The organism is Actinoplanes lutulentus, from assembly GCF_003259845.1.
Taxonomy (GTDB): Bacteria; Actinomycetota; Actinomycetes; order Mycobacteriales; family Micromonosporaceae; genus Actinoplanes; species Actinoplanes lutulentus.
Genome location: NZ_QLMJ01000015.1, coordinates 159,801 through 176,451, shown reverse-complemented (window position 1 = coordinate 176,451; position 16,651 = coordinate 159,801). Strand labels below are relative to the sequence as shown.

Genomic DNA, 16,651 nt, shown 5'->3' with positions numbered 1-16,651 from the left:
GCCGGTTAAGGCGTACCCACGGGCTTGCCGAACCAGAGGGTGAGGTGGGCGTCGAGGTCTCGCTGGTCGTCGCCGATCCAGGCGACGTGGCCGTCGGGGCGCAGCAGGACGCAGGGGGCGTCGAGTGCGGCTGCCGGGTCGGTGAGCTGGTCGACGCGGTCCGACCAGGCGCCGGTGGTGAGGTGTTCGGTGCGGTCGAGCAGCAGACCGCGGCCGCGGTGCAGCAGGCGGTAGAGGTTGCCCTGCTTCACCTCGATGTCGGGCATGCGGCGGCCGAGCAGGCCGGGGCCGGCGCCGAAGTCGTACCGGATGCCGGTCGCGGTGATCTTCTCGGTCAGATAGTGGTTCACCTCGTCGAAGTCCATCAGCCTGGTGAACAGCCTGCGGACGGCCTGCGGGCCCGGCCCGGCCGCCAGCAACTCCGTCTGGGCGCGGGTGTTGTCGAGGACGTCCTCGGCGACCGGGTGCCGTTCGGCCTGGTACGTGTCGAGCAGCGTGTCCGGCGCCCAGCCGCGGATCTGCGCGGCCAGTTTCCAGCCGAGGTTGAACGCGTCCTGAATACCCAGGTTGAGACCCTGCCCACCGATCGGCGGGTGGATGTGCGCCGCGTCGCCGGCCAGCAGGACCCGCCCCACCCGATAGCGCTCGGCGAGCCGGGTGGCGTCGCCGAAGCGGGACATCCAGCGCGGCGAGTGCACGCCGAAGTCGGTCCCGGCGAGGGCCCGCAACCGGCCCCGGAAGTCCTCGATGGTGGGCGGTTCGTCGCTGATCCCCTCGGCGGGGACGACCACGCGGTAGACCCCGGCGCCGACCGGCCGGATGCTGACCCGGCGGTCGCCGACAGTGGTCACGTTCTCGGCGGCCATCTCGCCCATCAGCGTCTCGTTGCGCGCGGGTTCGCCGGGGAAGCCGACGCCGAGCAGCTTGCGGACGGTGCTGTGCCCGCCGTCGCAGCCGACCAGATAGCGGGCACGCAGCTTTTCCCCGCCGGCCAGCTCGACGGTGACACCGTCGTCGTCCTGATCGAGACCGGTCACCGCGTCACCGCGCCGGACCTCGGCGCCCAGCGTGGCGGCGTGCTCTTCGAGCAGCTGGACGATGACCGGCTGCGGGATGCCGAGCAGGTAGGCGTACGCGGAATCCAGGCTCTCGGGCGCGGGTTTGTCGCTGGCGGCGAAGTAGCTGCCGGCCGGGCGCTGCCGTCCGCGTTCGCGGATGCGGTCCAGCAGACCACGCATGGCCAGCAGTTCGAGGCTGCGCACGTGCAGGCCGACGATGCGGGCGAACGACTCGGGCTCGGTCTCCTTTTCCAGGACGAGCACGCGTACGTCGTGCAGCCGCAGCTCGGCGGCGAGGACCGCGCCGGTCGGGCCGCAGCCGGCAATGATCACGTCAAACATGGGTGGTGCCTTTCGGGAGTGGTGGGGCGCTCCCGGCGACACCTACGTCAGTCGCACGACCGTGACGGCAAGGGGGAGCACCCACATCGATACAGAATCCATGGGTCTCACCTCCTCAAGCGGCGTCACGTCAGCTGCAAGGTACAGCCGGGCATCGCCGCGTCCAATCCTTTTCAGGCGCGCAGATGGTCCTCGATCCGGCGGGCCAGACCGGCGACGCCGTCGTCGACGGTCTTCTGATAGCCGATGAAGAGCCGGTTCGCCAATGGCACGGCCCAGGCGGCCTTCGCCGCGATGTTGTAGACACGGTAGGTCAGCGTGGTCCCCGGGCCGGCCGGGGAGGCGGTGATCTCGCCCCGGTACCACCAGTGGCCCTGGAAGCCGGCCGTGCCGGGCTGGTGGTCCACGTCGACGTGATCCCGTGCTGTGTCGCTGCCCAGGAACGCGCCGGTCACCCAGCCGTCGTCGATCAGCTTTCGAACGGCTTCGACCGGTGCGGCCACGGTCGCGGAGGACTCGAACAGTTTCTTCACGGTGCACCCTCGTCTCTCATGAGCGCTTCGACGTCGGCGATGTCGCCGGGAATCGCCGGCCAGGTCAGCCGGCCCGCATCGAGGTCGGCGAGGAGCTGTTTCACCCAGGTCTGTTCCGCGCTGAGGCGTACCAGGTCGTACTCGATCTCGAGAAGCAGAAGGCGCGGCAGCGCCAGGCCCAGCGACTGGCCGGCGGTCTCGACCGCGAGGGCGAGCGAGGTGTGGCGGGCGCGCAGCTCGGTGGCGACGCCGGTCGGGGTGAGGCAGCCGGCGTAGTTGAGTGCGGCGGTGAACAGGGCCGAGTCGGGATCGGGCTCGCGCAGCAACACGCCGACCCACTGCCGCAGCCGGTCCCGGCCCTGGTCGGTGAGGGAGTAGACGGTACGTTCGGGGCGACCGGCCTCCCGGATCGTGTCGGCGACCTCGATGTCGCCGGAGGCCAGGAGCCGGTTGGTCGCGTGGCAATCCGCACTAGTATCCGACAAGGCCGCGAACGCTCCTGCTCGACGGGTACGTCAGAGCAGGTACTGGATCCGGGACGCCAGCGATTCCGGATCCGACAGCGGGGTGAAACGCGGCGGGTTGAGGTCGTCGGCCGGGTGACGGGCGTGCGGCACCGGGCGCAGGGTCGAGGGACGGTCCAGCCAGGATCGGTACGCGGCGACAAGCCCCGGATCCTCCCGGGGCTCCGCGAACGACCGGAACCGCTCGGGCACCCGGTCCACCCCGGACGCCGCCACGACGGCCGCCGGCCCCGACCCGGCCAGGTCCACCGGCTCGTCGACCGTGACGACACCATGCACGGCGAAGTGATCGGCGAACGCGGTGGCGAGAGGCGCCGAGGTGGCGTGCCCGACCACGACCGGCGCCCGCCGCAATCCCAGACTCTCCACGAGCCGGGCCAGAACACCGGCGACCTGCTCCGGCGTGCAGCCCGTCCACATCGGCGACTCGCCGTGTCCGGGCAGGTCAGGCGCGACGACAGTGCACGACGCGGCCAGGTCGGCGGCGAGGGGCCACCACTGGGTACGGTCGAACAGCAGGGCGTGCAACAGCAGTACCGGACGGCCGGGCCCGGACCAGCGGTCGTAGGCGACACGGCTTCCGGCGATGGTGAACGTGTGCGTGCTCCGGCACGGCGGGCGGGGGTGCATGGCGGGCTCTCCTGCGGGCGGAACGGGGGATGGGGGAGCGGCGCGCACGGGGGTGCGCGGGGGGCTCCTACACCCGCAGGTTCAGCGGTGCCGGAGGCGGATCGGTGAGCGAGCTGACGACGGTGACCGGTCGAGTGGTCACGTGAAAGGCGGGGAGGGCCACCACCTCGGCCCGCGGCGCGGGCTGCTTGACCCGATGTGCCGGGCCGGCGTCCGGCTGATGTGTCTCGCAGTGGTCGTCGATCGACAGGGCCACGCCACCGCTGCGATGCGACGTGTGGATCACCCCACCGGCGACCAGAACGATCAACGCCAGGACCATGACCACGACGACCGGAAGGCTCCGGTGATTGCGCGCGGTCATCCGCAGACGTTAACCGGCGCCGGCTCACCATCGCCAGCGGGGAATGCGCTTACGGCTTGGAGATCCCGTTGAGCAGGCCGGTCGCGGACGCGGAGAATTCCTCGGCCGCCTCGATCGCGCGCTCCACCGCGGTCTGCCGCTCACCGGGCAGCACCCGCCGGGCCGCGGACAACTCGCCGCGCACGTGCAGCAGCCGGGTCAGGGTGTCGTCGAGCAGGTCCAGAATGTCGTGATGCATGGCGGCGTCACCCCTTCGGCGCCGGGCGTACCCGGCTCAAGCCCTCCGCGACCGATCCACCCCGAGCTTAACCGGTCAATGTTGCTGGCTATTTGCCGTTTGTTGCCGAATTTGACCGCTGCTGTTCAACCCCTTCACCCCGATCCACCGGAACGGCAGGAGCAGCAGCATGGACCAGCAGGTTCAGCGGAGTCAGCCAGCCGGACACGATCGTGTGGCGTGGCGAACGCACGTCCCTGAGATCCGCGGAAGGGCTTGATAGGCAAGTGGCTACTTGCCTATCATCGGGGCGTGAGGGAGGCCGACGGTGACGTCTTCAAGGCGCTGGCCGATCCCACGCGCCGGAAGATTCTTGATGAGCTGGCGGAGCGGGGTGGGCAGACGCTGTTCGAGATCTGCTCGCGGCTGGCCATGAAGCATCAACTGGGCTCGTCCCGGCAGGCGATCTCCCAGCACCTCGACGTTCTGATCAATTCCGGTCTGGTCACCAGTCGCCGCGAGGGTCGTTACAAGTTCCACGACATCGACACCCGCCCGCTCGACCGCCTCACCGATCGTTGGAAACCGAGCGAAAACAAGGAGCTTTAACATGCGGATCCACGTCACCAGCGTTCTCGTCAGTAATCAAGAAGAGGCGCTGCGGTTCTACAGCGACAAACTCGGATTCGTGGTGAAGAACGACGTCCCGATCAGCGAGGCCGGCGATCGCTGGCTCACCCTGGTCTCGCCGGAGGACCCGGACGGCGTCGAGCTGCTGCTCGAGCCGGACGGTCACCCCGCCGCCAAGCCGTTCAAGGAAGCCCTGGTGAACGACGGCATCCCGTTCACGTCATTCCTCGTCACCGACGTACAGGCCGAATTCGAGCGGCTCCGCGACCTCGGCGTGCGATTCGTGCAGGAGCCGGCCAGCATGGGCCCGGTCACCACCGCCGTGCTCGACGACACCTGCGGAAACCTGATCCAGATTGTTCATATGAATCAGTGACGACGGCGAAAGACAGCCCGATAATTCTGCGGACTGGTCCCGGCAACTCGCTGGAATCGCTCGCGGAAAGCGGTCGCCGACCCGAATCCGACCCGCCCCGCGATCACCTCAACAGGCTCATCGGTGGCTTCCAGGAAATGCTGCGCCCGGCGAATCCGAGCCCTCAGCAACCACTGCAACGGTGTCGTCCCGGTGTGCTCGCGAAACCGCCGATTGAGCGTACGAATGCTCATGTCGCCGTGCGCGGCGATCTCGCCCAGGGTGAGATCGGCGTCGGTGTTCTCCTGCATCCACTGCAGCAGCGGTTCGAGGGTGGATCCGCGCGGCGTCGGCGGCTGCTCGGGCACGATGAACTGCGCCTGCCCGCCGTCGCGTTCCAGCGGCATCACCGACAGCCGCGCCGCGTCGGCGGCCACCGCCGACCCGTGGTCGCGCCTGATCAGATGCAGACACAGGTCGAGCCCGGCTGCCGCTCCCGCCGACGTGAGGAACTGCCCGTTGTCCACGTAGAGCACGTCCGGATCCACGTCGATGTCCGGAAAACGCTCGGCCAGCCGCGCCGCCGCGAGCCAATGCGTGGTGGCCCGCAACCCGTCCAGCAACCCGGTCGCGGCAAGAACAAAAGCGCCGGCGCAGATGGAGGCCAGCCTGCTGCCGCCGGCGGCGGCTTTGCGCAGATGATCAACAACTTCCTGAGGTACGGGTGACAGCACCTCAGCACAACCCGGCAGGATGATCGTGTCCGCTTCCAGCAGGGTGTCCAATCCCCATGGCGCCCGCAGGGTGAACGCCCCGGCATCGACATTTTCGGTCATCGCGCAGACCCGGACCTCGTAGGGCGTGGTCCCGTCGGCGAGCCGGACTCGGCTGAACACTTCGATCGGCGTCGACAGGTCGAACGGGATGACCGTGTCCAGCGCCAGGACCGCCACGATGTGCATGCCGGCCACGCTATCGAACAGGTTGGCCAGAACCCGTTGGAGGTGGGCAATCCAGCCACTGCCGGTGACCGTTGCTGATCACTACCGTTTCCCGGCGTGACCAAGCTCCTTCTCAGCCTGCACGTCCTCGCGGCGATCATCGCGATCGGCCCGGTGACGGTGGCGGCGAGCATGTTCCCGGCGGCGGCCCGCCGTTCCACCGGCACCGATCGCGACCGGACCACGTTGCGCCTGCTGCACCGCATCTGCCGGGTGTACGCCCTGTTCGGCGTCGCCGTCCCGGTCTTCGGCCTGGCCACCGCAAGCAGCCTCGGCGTGCTGACCGACGCGTGGCTGCTCGTTTCGATCGCCCTGACCTTGATAGCCGCCGTGCTGCTCGGCGTGGTGATCCTTCCCGGTCAGAGCAAGGTCCTCGCGGACGAGCCCTTCCCACCGGCCCGGCTAGGCATGCTGACCGGAATCTTCAACCTGCTCTGGGCCGTCGTCGTGATCCTGATGATCGTCCGCCCCGGCTCCACGACAGGCGCCTGAAATGCGCCGAGCCCTGGAGATCGCGGCGATCGCCGAACTACTGTCCCTTTCGATTCTGCTGCTCAACCTGGCGACCGCCCATTTCCCGGCGATCACCTCGCTGGGCGGTCCGGTGCACGGTTTCGCGTACCTCATGGTCGTGATCCTGACCGTGTCCGAGAAGACCGCGAGCACCCGCGCGAAACTGCTGTCCCTCACCCCCGGAATTGGCGGCCTGCTGGCCCTGCGCCAGATCCGTCACTCGTCGGGCAGCCGCCGGGCCGGATCGCCGACGACCTCCTTGTAACGGTCCTCCAGCCAGGCGCTGATCCATTCCGTGAAGGTGATGTCGAGCCGGTGACGCTCGCCGGAGTCCCACGACCACATCCGGCCCTCCGGGTCGCGGCAGTCGAGAAGGTCCCACATGGCGCATCCGGAATTGCAGAAGAACAGGACGCCCGGCGGCAGAATCGGCGGCTCGTCGGTGTCCTCACGAATCGAGGTGCAGACGTCCAGCATGGAGTCTTCGTCGCTGACGTAGCCGTCACGAAGGCCCTCGAAGCCGCCATCCGGCCCGATGCCGCCGTTGGCGATTTCGCGATAGATGCGTTTCAGCAGGGGTGGCAACGGATAGCCGATGATCTGTTCCGCCTCGCTGATCGCGGCCGGTGACGCGGGTTCGTCCAGCGGGAAGTCGCCGGTCAGATCGGTCGGCCGGCCCTGCGCGACCCGTTCCCGCAGGGCGGCCAGGATTTCGTCGTCAGTCACGCGGATGATCTTTGGCTAACGGTCGTCAGCAGAGGGCGAACGCGTGGTTAAGGACCTACGCACGTCCGTCAAATACTGCCGCTCGGCCGTGTCGTGGGTCAGGGCTATCGCGCTGTCATATTCGGACAGCGCCTCGGCGTGCCGGCCGACCAGGGAAAGCAGATGTGCGCGGACCGCGTGGGCCGGCTGGAAACGGGCGCCGGTGGGAGGCAGCGCCGCGTCGAGCACCTCCAGGCCGGCCGCCGCGCCCTCCACCTCGGCGGTGACGGCGGCCAGCGCGACCCCGCCGCCGAGCGACGGCGCCAGCGTGTGCAGCGCCCGGTGCAACCCGAGCAGTGTCCGCGGATCGGCCGCCCCGGCGCAGTGCGTCGCCTGGATCGCCGCCTCCAGCTGGAAACGACCGACCCGCCCCTGCGCGTGCGCGGCCCGCAGATGCTCGTGCGCCCGCTCGATCAAACCCCGATCCCACCGCGCCGGATCCTGATCAGCCAGCGGCACGAACCGGCCGTCGTCGATCCGTGCCCCGGCCCGCGCTTGCGACAGCAGCACCAGCGCGGCCAGGCCGCGCACTTCAGGATCATCGGGCGCGAGCTGAGCGAGAACCTCACCCAGGTGCAAAGACTCCGAGGGTACGCGTTCCGCGCCCGGCCAATCGATCACATAGGCGCCGTAGACGGCTTCGAGCACGGCCGCCATCCGTTCCGGCAGGACCTCCCGCCCGGGGATGCGGAACGGGATGCCGGCCGTTTTGATCCGCTTTTTCGCGCGTACCAAACGGGTGGCCATCGTTGCCGCCGGCAGCGAGAAAGCGCGCCCGATCTGCTCGGCGGTGTAACCGAGCACGGTGTTGAGCATGAGCGGGGTGTGCACGGCCCGGTCGATCGCCGGGTGCGCGCAGACCAGCATGAGCTCCAGCCGCCGATCGGGAAGCTCATCAAGAAGCGCGTCGAGGTACGCCGGCGCGTCCCGCTCCGGGTCGAGCGCGACGGTCCGGCGGAACGCCGCTGACTTCCACCAGTCCCGCAGCCGGTTGCGGGCCACGGCGAGCAGCCACGCGTCCGGGTTGGCCGGAACACCCTGGTCAGGCCAGGTACGCACGGCCCGCTCGAACGCGTCGGCCAGGGCGTCCTCGGCCGCGGCGACGTCGCTGGTGGCCGCGCAGAGCAGGGCGAGGAGCCGCCCGTAACTGTCCCGGGCGGCCACCTCGGCGCCGGCTAACGGGTCCATCCACCGTCGATGAAACTCGTCGCGACCGGCCGGATCTCCACCGAACCCCACTGCGCGCCCGGACACTTCTCCGCCCAGCTGAGTGCGGCGTCGAGGTCCGGGACGTCGATCAGGAACACCCCGGCCAGCGCCTCCTTGCTCTCGGCGAACGGACCGTCCTGCACCCGCAGCTCACCGTCGGGGCGGCTCACGGTCGTCGTGGCGAGCGACGGCGCGAGCACGTCCGCGGAGACGAGAACGCCGGCCTGGTGCAGCGCTTTCCCGTACACATCAAAGGCTTTTTGTCCTTCGAGCATGATCTCTTCGCTGAGCTCGCCCTCGCCCGGTTCGAAGTGGTGCATCAGCAGCGCATAACGCATGGCCCGATCCTTCCGTAGGGTTCTCCTACCACCATGACGATCCAGCATCCCGCCGATCGTCACCCGCGGCGGATCAGATCCAGACGGGCATGCCCCGTTCGGCGTAGCGGGCGCCGTGGCCGCCGGCCGGGAGGATCTCGCTGATCGCGGCGAGGTCGCTCAATGATGTCCCCGGCGGGCCGGGACGCTGTGGTCGCCGCTGTGGACCGACTGTTCCCGCGCGCTGACCGGTCTTCCGATCCTGCGACGTGACTTCAACTGCCACCATGTGACCTTGTGACAGTTGAACGGACGGTTCTCCTCTGGTTCGGCCAGGCCTCGCAGGACGCGGCCACCCACACGAACCTCTCCGCGGTGCGTACCGACGGCAAGGTGATCTGGCTGGCCGGTGACGAGACCGCCACCATCGAACGCCTCACCGCCAACGACGAGCTCAAGCCCACCGAGTACGGCGACGAGCGGACCTTCCGCCTCGCCGACTTCGTGACGCTGCCCGGCGAGGACCCGGACGAGGAAGCCGACATCGAGGGCATCGCGCGTACCGGCCGGTTCCTCTGGGCGGTCGGCTCGCACGGCCTGCGCCGCCGCCAGATCAAGGACCGGCACTCCGGACCGAAAGCGCTCAAGCGCCTCTCCCGGATCACCGGCCAGGACAACCGCCAGATCCTGGTACGCATCCCCGTCGTCGACGTCGACGACCTGCCCACCCTGGTCCCGTCGGCTACCTATGACGGCGAGGTTCATCATGCCGCCGTCCTTGCCCCGCACGAGAACCTGCGTGAGCTGCTGCGCTACGACGAGCACCTGTCGGCGTTCCTGGCGATCCCGAGCAAGGACAACGGCCTCGACATCGAGGGCATCGCGGTCCAGGGCGACCGGGTCTACCTCGGCCTGCGCGGCCCGGTCCTGCGCGGCTGGGCGTTCGTCCTGGAGATCCGCCCGTACGTGAACCCCGCCGAACCGACGCGCCTGCGCCTGCACGAGTTCGAGGACGGTCTGCCGTACCGCAAGCACGTGCTCGACCTCGACGGGCTCGGTGTGCGCGACCTGTGCCCGTCCGGCGAGGACATGCTGATCCTGGCCGGTCCGACGATGGATCTGGACGGCCCGGTCCGCATCTACCGCTGGCTGGACGCCTGCCGCGCCGAGATGCCGGAGATCGTCCGCGCCGACAAGATCCGCCGCGAGCTGGAGCTGACGTTCGGCGAGGGCGACGACCACGCCGAGGGCATCGGCCTGATCGGTCCGGCCGAGGATGGCCGCCTGCTGGTCGTCTATGACAGCCCGGCCGCCGCCCGGATGACCGACGACGGCGCCATCGTCGCCGACATCGTCCGCCTGCCTAGTTGACCAGGGTCTTCAGCGTGCGTGCCCCCACGGTGAGCCAGGCGGCGACCAGGGCGGCGTAGAGCACCACCGCCACCACCTCGAACATCACCGAACCCGTGTGGGCGGCCAGCGCTGCCGTGCCGGTCACGCAGGTGCCCACCGGGAACGTGAACGACCACCACGTCGGCGAGAACGGCAGCCCCTGGCGCGCGGTCCGCACGGTCACGGCCGCCGCCAGGCTCGCCCACAGGCAGGCAAAACCCCAGAGCGGCACACCCAGGACGATCCCGAGCGCTTCAAACCCCTGTTGGTACGCGTGCGGAAGCGCCGTCCCCGCGACCCCTCCGAGCAGGTTCGCGGCGGTGATGGCCTGGCCGATCGGCCCGAGGACGATCCAGAGCGTCGGCACCATCCGGGCCGGGCCGACCGCGTGCAGGGCGAGCCGCTGCCAGATCATCGTGATCGTGATGAGGGCGGCGATCAGGCTGAGGCCGAACATCGCGTAACAGCTGAGCAGCAGGGTCAGCCGCGTCTGCCCGGCCGGGGCGTGCGGGACCAGCAGCGCCCCGGTGGCCGCCGAGACCATCGGCGCCACCACCGGCATGAGCCAGCCACCGAAGGCCGCGTCCTGAGTCTTCGGGCCTGCGGCGGCGTGGCGGGTGAATCGCAGGTAGGGCACGGCCACCGCGGCGAACAGTCCGGCCGCGGTGCCGGCGAACCACAGCGTCCAGGCGATCGCGAGCGCGGCCGCCGGTCCGATGACGGCCGGGCCGAGCTGCAGCGTGCCGGCGCCGACGGTCAGCAGGGCCATCGGCGGGGCGCCGTAGAAGTGCGCCATCACCGGGTCGGCGCGGTGATCCAGAACGGTCCGCCAGCGCCGGGCGGCGGCCGTGAGCAGGACCGCCAGCAGGGCCGCGGCGAGTAGCCAGACCACGGTGGCGGCCGGTCGCAGCCAGGTCCCGCCGACCGGCAGCGACACCGCGGCGGTGGCGACGATGCCGGTACCCATGACAGCCGCGAACCAGTTGGGCGTGATCGCCGGCTTCGAGGACGGCGTTGCGGGGATGACCGCGCGGCGCGTTGCCGGCGTCGGCCGGAGCAGGGGTTCGGCGTAAGGGCTCACGACTACACGATCGCGGAGACCCGGCCCGTCCGGTAGCAGGCATGATGTTGTGGAGTCACAAGCTGAGGTTGTATCCCCGTACCAAATCCGGTTGTGACCCGAAGCGCGGCGCGAGCCGCGATCAGCGCCACCAGTCGTCGAGCGGGGTGACCGGGACGGTTCGCTTGTGGCGGGTCGCGAGGAACAGGCCCTCGACCCGCTCCGACACCGCTGCCGTGACCTCCCTGCCCTCCAGATAATCGTCGATCTCGGTGTAGGTCAGGCCGAGCGCCTCCTCGTCCGGCAGTGCCGGCCGGTCGTCCTCCAGATCGGCTGTCGGTACCTTCCGCCAGCAGCTCTCCGGCGCACCCAGCTCCCGCAGCAACGCCGCGCCCTGCCGTTTGGTCAGCCCGGTCAGCGGGGTCACGTCGACGCCGCCGTCGCCGTATTTCGTGAAGAAGCCGGTCACCGCCTCGGCCGCGTGGTCGGTGCCGACGACGAGGGCGTTGAGTTCGCCGGCGAGGGCGTACCACAGCAGCATCCGCTCGCGGGCCTTGATGTTGCCGCGGACGAAGTCGCGCAGCGAGTAGAGGTCCAGGCCTGTCGCGGCGGCGGTGGCGGAGGCGTCGGCGCCGGGTTTCACGTTGACCGCGACCGACCTGTCCGGGGTGATGAAGCCCAGTGACACCTGGGCATCGTCCTCATCGGCCTGGACGCCGTACGGCAGCCGGACCGCCACGAACGTCGCCTCGCGACCGTCCGCGCGCAGTTCCTCGCACGCGAGCTGGCACAGCTTGCCGGCCAGGGTGCTGTCCTGGCCGCCACTGATGCCCAGCACGTAACCGGTGGCCGGAGTGGACCGCAGGTAGTCCTTCAGGAAATCGACCCGGGCGCGGACCTCCGACGCGGGGTCGATGGTCGCCTTCACGCCGAGTTCGGCGATGATCTGCTCACGACGGTTAGCCACCTGACGAACTCTAGGGGATCCGCAGGTCGCCGAAGCTCGCGCTGGTGACCCGTACCCTCGGGGGTTGTGACCCTGAGCCCCCGGATGCCGGACCTCGCCGCCCTGGAGATGCTGCTCGCGGTGGCCCGGACCGGGAGTCTCAGCGCTGCCGCCCGCGAGGTCGGCCTCAGCCAGCAGGCGGTCTCGGCGCGGCTCGCCGCGCTGGAGGCGCGCACCGGCGTGCGGCTCGCCACCCGGACCCCGCGCGGCGCCGAGCTCACCCCGCAGGGCGCTGTGGTCGTCGAGTGGGCGGACCGGTTACTGCAGCTGGCGGCCGAGGTGGACGCCGGGCTGGCGGCGCTGCGCGAGGACAGCCGGAGCACGCTGCGGGTCAGCGCCAGCCTCACCGTCGCCGAGCATCTGCTGCCGGGCTGGCTCGTGGGGCTTCACGCTGATGCGGCGCGGCGTGGGCAGACGCCGATCCGGGTGGTGCTGACCGCCACGAACAGCGACCACGTCATCGAGCAGGTCTTGGAGAACACCGCTGACCTGGGTTTCATCGAGGGGCCGAAGGTGCCGCGCGGCCTGCGCAGCCGGGTGGTCGGCCACGACGAGCTGGTGCTGGTCGCGCCGCCGGGGCATCCGTGGGCCCGGCGCCGGGAGCCGGTGACCGCGTCCGAGCTGGCGGCGGCCGCCATGGTCACCCGCGAGCCGGGATCGGGAACCCGGGATTATCTCACCGCCGCGCTGCGCGAGGCGCTGGGCGGCGACGTACGCCAGGCGGCCCCCGTCCTCGAACTGTCCACCGCGGCCGCCGTCCGGGCCGCGGTGCTCGCCGGCGCGGCCCCGGCCGTCGTCAGCCGGCTGGCAGCCGGTGACGATCTCCGATCCGGGCGGCTGCGCCACGTGCCGATCACGGGACTGCGCCTGGAACGCGACCTTCGTGCCATCTGGGCCGGTCCGCGGGTCCCACCTGCCGGTGCTCTGCGGGCACTGCTGACCCACATCAGTGCTTCGAGCGCGTAGGCTGGGCTGCGCCTTGCCGAACCGATGCCCCGCCTGAGGAGCAGGATGCCACTCACCCCTGCCGACATACAGAACATGGCCTTCAAATCGCCGCCGACCGGTCGGCGCGGTTACGGCGAGGAAGAGGTCGACGCCTTCCTCGACGAGGTCGAACAAGAGCTGTCGCGCCTCATCGAGGAGAACAGCTCGTTGCGCGGCCGGGTCACCACCCGCCCCGACCGTCCCGATAGGCCTGACGAGGACCTCGCCCAGCTGCGCGGCATGCTGGCCCAGCTCGCCGCCGAGCGGGACCGGGCCGAGCAGTACGCCGGTGACCTGCAGGCGGAGCTGGAACGGGCACGTGCCTCCGGCCCCGCGGGGGGAGCCGGAGGAGGCGACGATCGGAACCTGCGCGTGCTCATGATGGCGCAGCGCACCGCCGACGATCACCTGCGCGAGGCGCGGACCGAGGCCGACGGCCTGGTCGCCGAGGCGCAGGCCCGTGCCGACCAGTTCGTCGCCGAGGCCCGTGTCTCCGCGGAGAACCTCGAGTCGGCCGCGCAGCGTGACCACGGTGCCGCGCTGTCCAACATCGTGGTCGAGCGGGCCGCGCTGGAGCAGGAGATCGGCCAGCTGGGTCAGCTGGCGTCGACATATCTGGCGGCCCTGCGTGACCACGTGGACCGCCAGCTGCGCGACGCGGACGCGCCCAGCGACTATCAGTGACGCTCGGCTGAGGGTCGTGCCCGGCGATATCGCCCGGGCGCGACCCCGAACCGCCGTTTGAAGGCGGCGGCGAAGGCGAACTCCGAGCCGTAACCGACCCGCTCGGCGATGTGCCGTAACGGCTGGTCGCCGCGGCGCAGCAGCCCGGCCGCCGTGGTCATCCGCCACCAGGTCAGATAACCCAGCGGCGGCAGCCCGAGCAACGCCGTGAACCGGCGGGCGAACGGCGCCCGTGACAGACCCGCCTCCGCGGCGAGGGCCGCCACCGTCCAGTCCCGCGCCGGGTCGCGGTGCATGGCCCGCAGCGCCGTACCGGTCACCGGGTCCCGCAGCGCCGCCGACCAGCCGGTCGGATGCTCGCCGTGGTCGCGGTGCAGCCAGGTGCGCAGGACCTGCACCAGCATCGTGTCGAGCAGGGCCGGGACCAGCGCGTCGCTGCCCAGTCCCGGCGTGCTCAGCTCGGCGGCGAGCTGCGCCACCGTGCCACCCAGACCGGGCTGCGCCGGCAGATGGATCACCTCGGGCAGGCTGCTGATCAGCGGATGGACCAGGTCCGGCTCGAGTTCGTACGCCCCACACAGCGTGATCGTCTCCTCTCCGCCGGGCGGTGGCCCGATGATCGGACCGCCCGGATCGCAGGCCGGCGTGACCGGCAGGGTGCCCGGCGCATCGGCGAGCACGTGCCCCTCGCCGTGCGGCCGGAACACCACGTCGCCGGTGGTCAGATGCAGCGGCTCGGCGTCGTCACGCAGCATCCAGCACTCACCGTGCAGCACGACGTGGAAGCCCGCCGAGCCGGGAACCGGAGCGAACGCCTGCGCCCACGGCCGGTCCCACCCCATCCGTGCGCTGCGCACCCGCCCGGTTCGCATCGACGCTAGCGCGTCGCTGAGCACGTCCATAAGAAGACTTTGGCATATGAATCAGAGACCAAAGAACATTCCCCGTCCTGCGCGGCTTGCTTACGGTGGTTGCCATGCGGGCTTGGCGATTGCAGGGGTACGGGGAATCGAGGCTGATCACCATCGATGAGATGGACCGGCCTTCACCGGGTCCCGGCGAGGTTCAGCTGCGGGTGGCGGGCACGTCGTTCAACCCGTCCGAGGTGGGGTTGCGGCGTGGCCTGCTCCGATCGGTCGTCGAGGTCGGCCTTCCTTACACGATGGGCTGGGACGTCGCGGGAACCGTCTCCGAGCTGGGGCCGGGCGTCCACGGCTGGGCCGTCGGTGACCGGGTGATCGGGCGTCTCGACGGCGGCGCCGCGGCGGACTATGCGGTGGCGCCGGCGTCCGCGCTGGTCCGGGCGCCGGCGACGATCCCGCTGGCACACGCGGCGGCATTGCCGATCGCCGGGCTGACCGCATGGCAGGCGGTGTTCGAGCACGGCCGGGTGCGTGCCAGCGCAGTTGGAACGGGCGCGGCGGGTGCCCGGCAGCGGGTCCTGGTCAACGGTGCCGGGGCGATCGGCCGGCTGGCGATCCAGCTGGCGCGGCATGCCGGGGCCGAGGTGTTCGCCGTGGCGTCGTCGCGCAGCGCCGAGGCGGCGGTGGCGGCCGGCGCTGATCTGACGCTGCCGGAGCTGCCGGAGAGTGTCGACGTGCTGCTGCATTTCGTGCCGCAGCCATTGGACCCGGCCCTGGCCGCTCTGGTCCGGCCGGGCGGAGTGGTGGTGTCGGCGACCGTTCCCAGAGCCATGGCCGGCGCCGGGATCGGGGCGAGCGCTGCGGCCGGCAGCGAGACCTGGGCGGGCGCTGCGGCCGGCAGCGAGACCTGGGCAGGCGCTGATGTCCACTTCGTGATGCGTGACGATCCCGGCCAGCTGTCCGAACTGGTGTCTCTGGTCGACGCCGGCGTGGTCACTGTCGACATCGCCGCGGTGCGGCCGCTGATCGAGCTGGGGGAGGTGCATGCCGAAGCGGAGACGGGTGACCTGCCGGCCGGCAAGACGATCCTGGTGCCGTGAGCCGGCTGCGGGCACGGTGGTCCTGGTGGCGTGAGCTGGCTGCGGGCACGACGGGTCTGGTCCCTTGAGCTGGCCGCCGGCACGACGGTCCTCTGGTCGCCGGCACTGCGGAACCGGTCCTCTGAGCTGGGTGGGCACTGTTCGTGTCCGGAGAGCGAGCTGTTAACCGGGTGGACGTTGACCGGGGAACGCGGCCCGGAGATCCTCATCACAACTTCCGGCGGGGTTGTTTCGAGGAGTGGGTCATGGCTCGGATCACCGTTGTCGTTCCCGCGTTTGACGAGCAGGGCGTGATCGGCCCCTGTCTGGACGCGTTGCACGCTCAGACCGAACCGGCTGACGAGATCATCGTCGTGGACAACAACTCGGCGGACGGCACCGTGGCGGAGGCTCGGCTGCGCGGTGTCCTCGTGCTGCACGAGGTGCGGCAGGGCGTCCAGCACGCCCGCAACACCGGTTTCGACGCCGCCACCGGCGACCTGATCGTGCGGATCGACGCCGACACCCGGCTGCCACCGGACTATCTGGCCCAGGTACGGGCGTTCTTCGCCGATCCGGCGGTGGACGCGGCGACCGGCCCGGTGCGGTACTACGACTCGGCGATGCCCGGCGTGGTGGCCCGAGGCGACGCGATGCTGCGCGGCCTGTGCAGTGTCGGCCGCAGTCGCCGGCTCGACTGGGTCTTCGGCGCCAACATGGTGATCCGCCGGACCGCGTGGCAGGCGGTGTCGCCGACCCTGTGCGTCGCCGAGCACATGCACGAGGATCTGGACCTGGGCATCCACCTGCACCGGGGCGGCCACGCCGTGCACTACGCCCGGATCCTGGTCGCGGAGACGTCCGCGCGCCGCATCCGCAGTGACTACCGCAGTTTCCGGCAGTACCTGCTGATGACCGAGCGAGGCTACGCCGACCACCTGGGCCGGGGCGGCTCGTACGCCCGGGCGTGGGTGATGGCCCGGGTACTGCTGATCGGATACCCGGTGATGAAGCGCCTCTACCGCCAGAACGACGAGTCCCGCCCGACCTGCGCGGCCCGCAAGAACCCGATGTCCAGCCAGGTCGCCTGACCGCGTCAGCCGGGTTCGTAGTGGTAGGTCC

The 16,651-nt window shown here is 70.4% G+C and carries 22 protein-coding genes; 9 read left to right on the top strand and 13 right to left on the bottom strand.

The genetic code is table 11. From position 1 onward, the window contains the following. Positions 1-5: 5 nt before the first annotated feature. From B0I29_RS29070 to B0I29_RS29045, 6 genes are all read right to left on the bottom strand, one after another. Positions 6-1,400, bottom strand: a complete 1,395-nt coding sequence (locus B0I29_RS29070; protein ID WP_111652292.1) for an FAD-dependent monooxygenase — start codon at positions 1,398-1,400, stop codon at positions 6-8. Between the two features lie 173 nt (positions 1,401-1,573). Continuing rightward, the gene (locus tag B0I29_RS29065) at positions 1,574-1,933 is read right to left on the bottom strand and encodes a hypothetical protein (RefSeq protein ID WP_111652291.1); all 360 of its coding nucleotides are present in this window, start codon (positions 1,931-1,933) and stop codon (positions 1,574-1,576) included. Further along, positions 1,930-2,418 carry a PadR family transcriptional regulator gene (locus B0I29_RS29060; RefSeq protein WP_111652290.1) on the bottom strand — a complete coding sequence of 163 codons (489 nt, stop codon included), beginning with the start codon at positions 2,416-2,418 and terminating at the stop codon, positions 1,930-1,932. Before B0I29_RS29060 ends, B0I29_RS29065 begins: the two co-directional genes overlap by 4 nt. A gap of 30 nt (positions 2,419-2,448) precedes the next feature. Next, positions 2,449-3,087, bottom strand: a complete 639-nt coding sequence (locus B0I29_RS29055; RefSeq protein WP_111652289.1) for an alpha/beta fold hydrolase — start codon at positions 3,085-3,087, stop codon at positions 2,449-2,451. Between the two features lie 67 nt (positions 3,088-3,154). Further along, on the bottom strand, positions 3,155-3,451 hold the full coding sequence (locus B0I29_RS29050) for a hypothetical protein (protein WP_111652288.1): 297 nt from the start codon (positions 3,449-3,451) through the stop codon (positions 3,155-3,157). Between the two features lie 49 nt (positions 3,452-3,500). Beyond that, a complete protein-coding gene (locus B0I29_RS29045; protein WP_111652287.1) occupies positions 3,501-3,689 on the bottom strand; it encodes a hypothetical protein in 189 nt (62 codons plus the stop codon). A 291-nt stretch (positions 3,690-3,980) separates the two neighbouring features. Here B0I29_RS29045 and B0I29_RS29040 point away from each other — a divergent pair, with 291 nt between their 5' ends. Together B0I29_RS29040 and B0I29_RS29035 are read left to right on the top strand one after the other, a co-directional pair. Then, a complete protein-coding gene (locus tag B0I29_RS29040; protein WP_111652286.1) occupies positions 3,981-4,277 on the top strand; it encodes an ArsR/SmtB family transcription factor in 297 nt (98 codons plus the stop codon). A gap of 1 nt (position 4,278) precedes the next feature. Next, the gene (locus B0I29_RS29035) at positions 4,279-4,674 is read left to right on the top strand and encodes a VOC family protein (RefSeq protein ID WP_111652285.1); all 396 of its coding nucleotides are present in this window, start codon (positions 4,279-4,281) and stop codon (positions 4,672-4,674) included. Here the strand turns inward: B0I29_RS29035 and B0I29_RS29030 are convergent. Beyond that, positions 4,668-5,615 (bottom strand): GlxA family transcriptional regulator, encoded by a 948-nt coding sequence (locus B0I29_RS29030; protein ID WP_111652402.1) that lies wholly within the window; start codon positions 5,613-5,615, stop codon positions 4,668-4,670. The two genes, B0I29_RS29035 and B0I29_RS29030, sit on opposite strands and share 7 nt — an antisense overlap. Before the next feature lie 96 nt (positions 5,616-5,711). Between B0I29_RS29030 and B0I29_RS29025 the strand changes: the two genes are divergently transcribed. Together B0I29_RS29025 and B0I29_RS29020 are read left to right on the top strand one after the other, a co-directional pair. Next, positions 5,712-6,146 carry a hypothetical protein gene (locus tag B0I29_RS29025; protein ID WP_111652284.1) on the top strand — a complete coding sequence of 145 codons (435 nt, stop codon included), beginning with the start codon at positions 5,712-5,714 and terminating at the stop codon, positions 6,144-6,146. 1 nt (position 6,147) lies between these two features. Then, positions 6,148-6,432 carry a DUF3817 domain-containing protein gene (locus B0I29_RS29020; protein ID WP_111652283.1) on the top strand — a complete coding sequence of 95 codons (285 nt, stop codon included), beginning with the start codon at positions 6,148-6,150 and terminating at the stop codon, positions 6,430-6,432. Here the strand turns inward: B0I29_RS29020 and B0I29_RS29015 are convergent. Genes B0I29_RS29015 through B0I29_RS29005 form a run of 3 tightly spaced genes read right to left on the bottom strand, consistent with a single transcriptional unit; the run spans position 6,384 to position 8,479 of the window. After that, entirely contained in the window at positions 6,384-6,893 is a 510-nt protein-coding gene (locus tag B0I29_RS29015; protein ID WP_181558015.1) for an SMI1/KNR4 family protein, read from the bottom strand. The genes B0I29_RS29020 and B0I29_RS29015 overlap by 49 nt on opposite strands. A gap of 15 nt (positions 6,894-6,908) precedes the next feature. After that, positions 6,909-8,120, bottom strand: a complete 1,212-nt coding sequence (locus tag B0I29_RS29010) for an RNA polymerase sigma factor (protein WP_111652281.1) — start codon at positions 8,118-8,120, stop codon at positions 6,909-6,911. Beyond that, positions 8,108-8,479 (bottom strand): YciI family protein, encoded by a 372-nt coding sequence (locus tag B0I29_RS29005; protein WP_111652280.1) that lies wholly within the window; start codon positions 8,477-8,479, stop codon positions 8,108-8,110. The genes B0I29_RS29010 and B0I29_RS29005 overlap by 13 nt, the downstream gene beginning before the upstream one ends. A 276-nt stretch (positions 8,480-8,755) precedes the next feature. Here B0I29_RS29005 and B0I29_RS29000 point away from each other — a divergent pair, with 276 nt between their 5' ends. Next, entirely contained in the window at positions 8,756-9,829 is a 1,074-nt protein-coding gene (locus B0I29_RS29000; protein ID WP_111652279.1) for a DUF3616 domain-containing protein, read from the top strand. Here the strand turns inward: B0I29_RS29000 and B0I29_RS28995 are convergent. Next, positions 9,822-10,931: a TDT family transporter gene (locus B0I29_RS28995; RefSeq protein WP_111652278.1), complete on the bottom strand. Its 1,110-nt coding sequence runs from the start codon at positions 10,929-10,931 to the stop codon at positions 9,822-9,824. The two genes, B0I29_RS29000 and B0I29_RS28995, sit on opposite strands and share 8 nt — an antisense overlap. Positions 10,932-11,052: 121 nt before the next feature. Further along, positions 11,053-11,877, bottom strand: a complete 825-nt coding sequence (gene nadE, locus B0I29_RS28990; RefSeq protein ID WP_111652277.1) for an ammonia-dependent NAD(+) synthetase — start codon at positions 11,875-11,877, stop codon at positions 11,053-11,055. Between the two features lie 66 nt (positions 11,878-11,943). Between nadE and B0I29_RS28985 the strand changes: the two genes are divergently transcribed. Then, complete coding sequence (locus B0I29_RS28985; protein WP_111652276.1) at positions 11,944-12,882, top strand: LysR family transcriptional regulator; 939 nt, start codon at positions 11,944-11,946, stop codon at positions 12,880-12,882. A 45-nt stretch (positions 12,883-12,927) separates the two neighbouring features. After that, on the top strand, positions 12,928-13,587 hold the full coding sequence (locus B0I29_RS28980; protein WP_111652275.1) for a DivIVA domain-containing protein: 660 nt from the start codon (positions 12,928-12,930) through the stop codon (positions 13,585-13,587). Here the strand turns inward: B0I29_RS28980 and B0I29_RS28975 are convergent. Then, the gene (locus B0I29_RS28975; RefSeq protein ID WP_111652274.1) at positions 13,581-14,489 is read right to left on the bottom strand and encodes an AraC family transcriptional regulator; all 909 of its coding nucleotides are present in this window, start codon (positions 14,487-14,489) and stop codon (positions 13,581-13,583) included. The genes B0I29_RS28980 and B0I29_RS28975 overlap by 7 nt on opposite strands. 74 nt (positions 14,490-14,563) lie before the next feature. Between B0I29_RS28975 and B0I29_RS28970 the strand changes: the two genes are divergently transcribed. Both B0I29_RS28970 and B0I29_RS28965 read left to right on the top strand, forming a co-directional pair. Beyond that, complete coding sequence (locus B0I29_RS28970) at positions 14,564-15,550, top strand: NADP-dependent oxidoreductase (RefSeq protein WP_111652401.1); 987 nt, start codon at positions 14,564-14,566, stop codon at positions 15,548-15,550. Positions 15,551-15,795: 245 nt separating this feature from the next. Continuing rightward, positions 15,796-16,620 carry a glycosyltransferase family 2 protein gene (locus tag B0I29_RS28965; protein WP_111652273.1) on the top strand — a complete coding sequence of 275 codons (825 nt, stop codon included), beginning with the start codon at positions 15,796-15,798 and terminating at the stop codon, positions 16,618-16,620. The last annotated feature ends 31 nt before the right edge of the window (positions 16,621-16,651 follow it).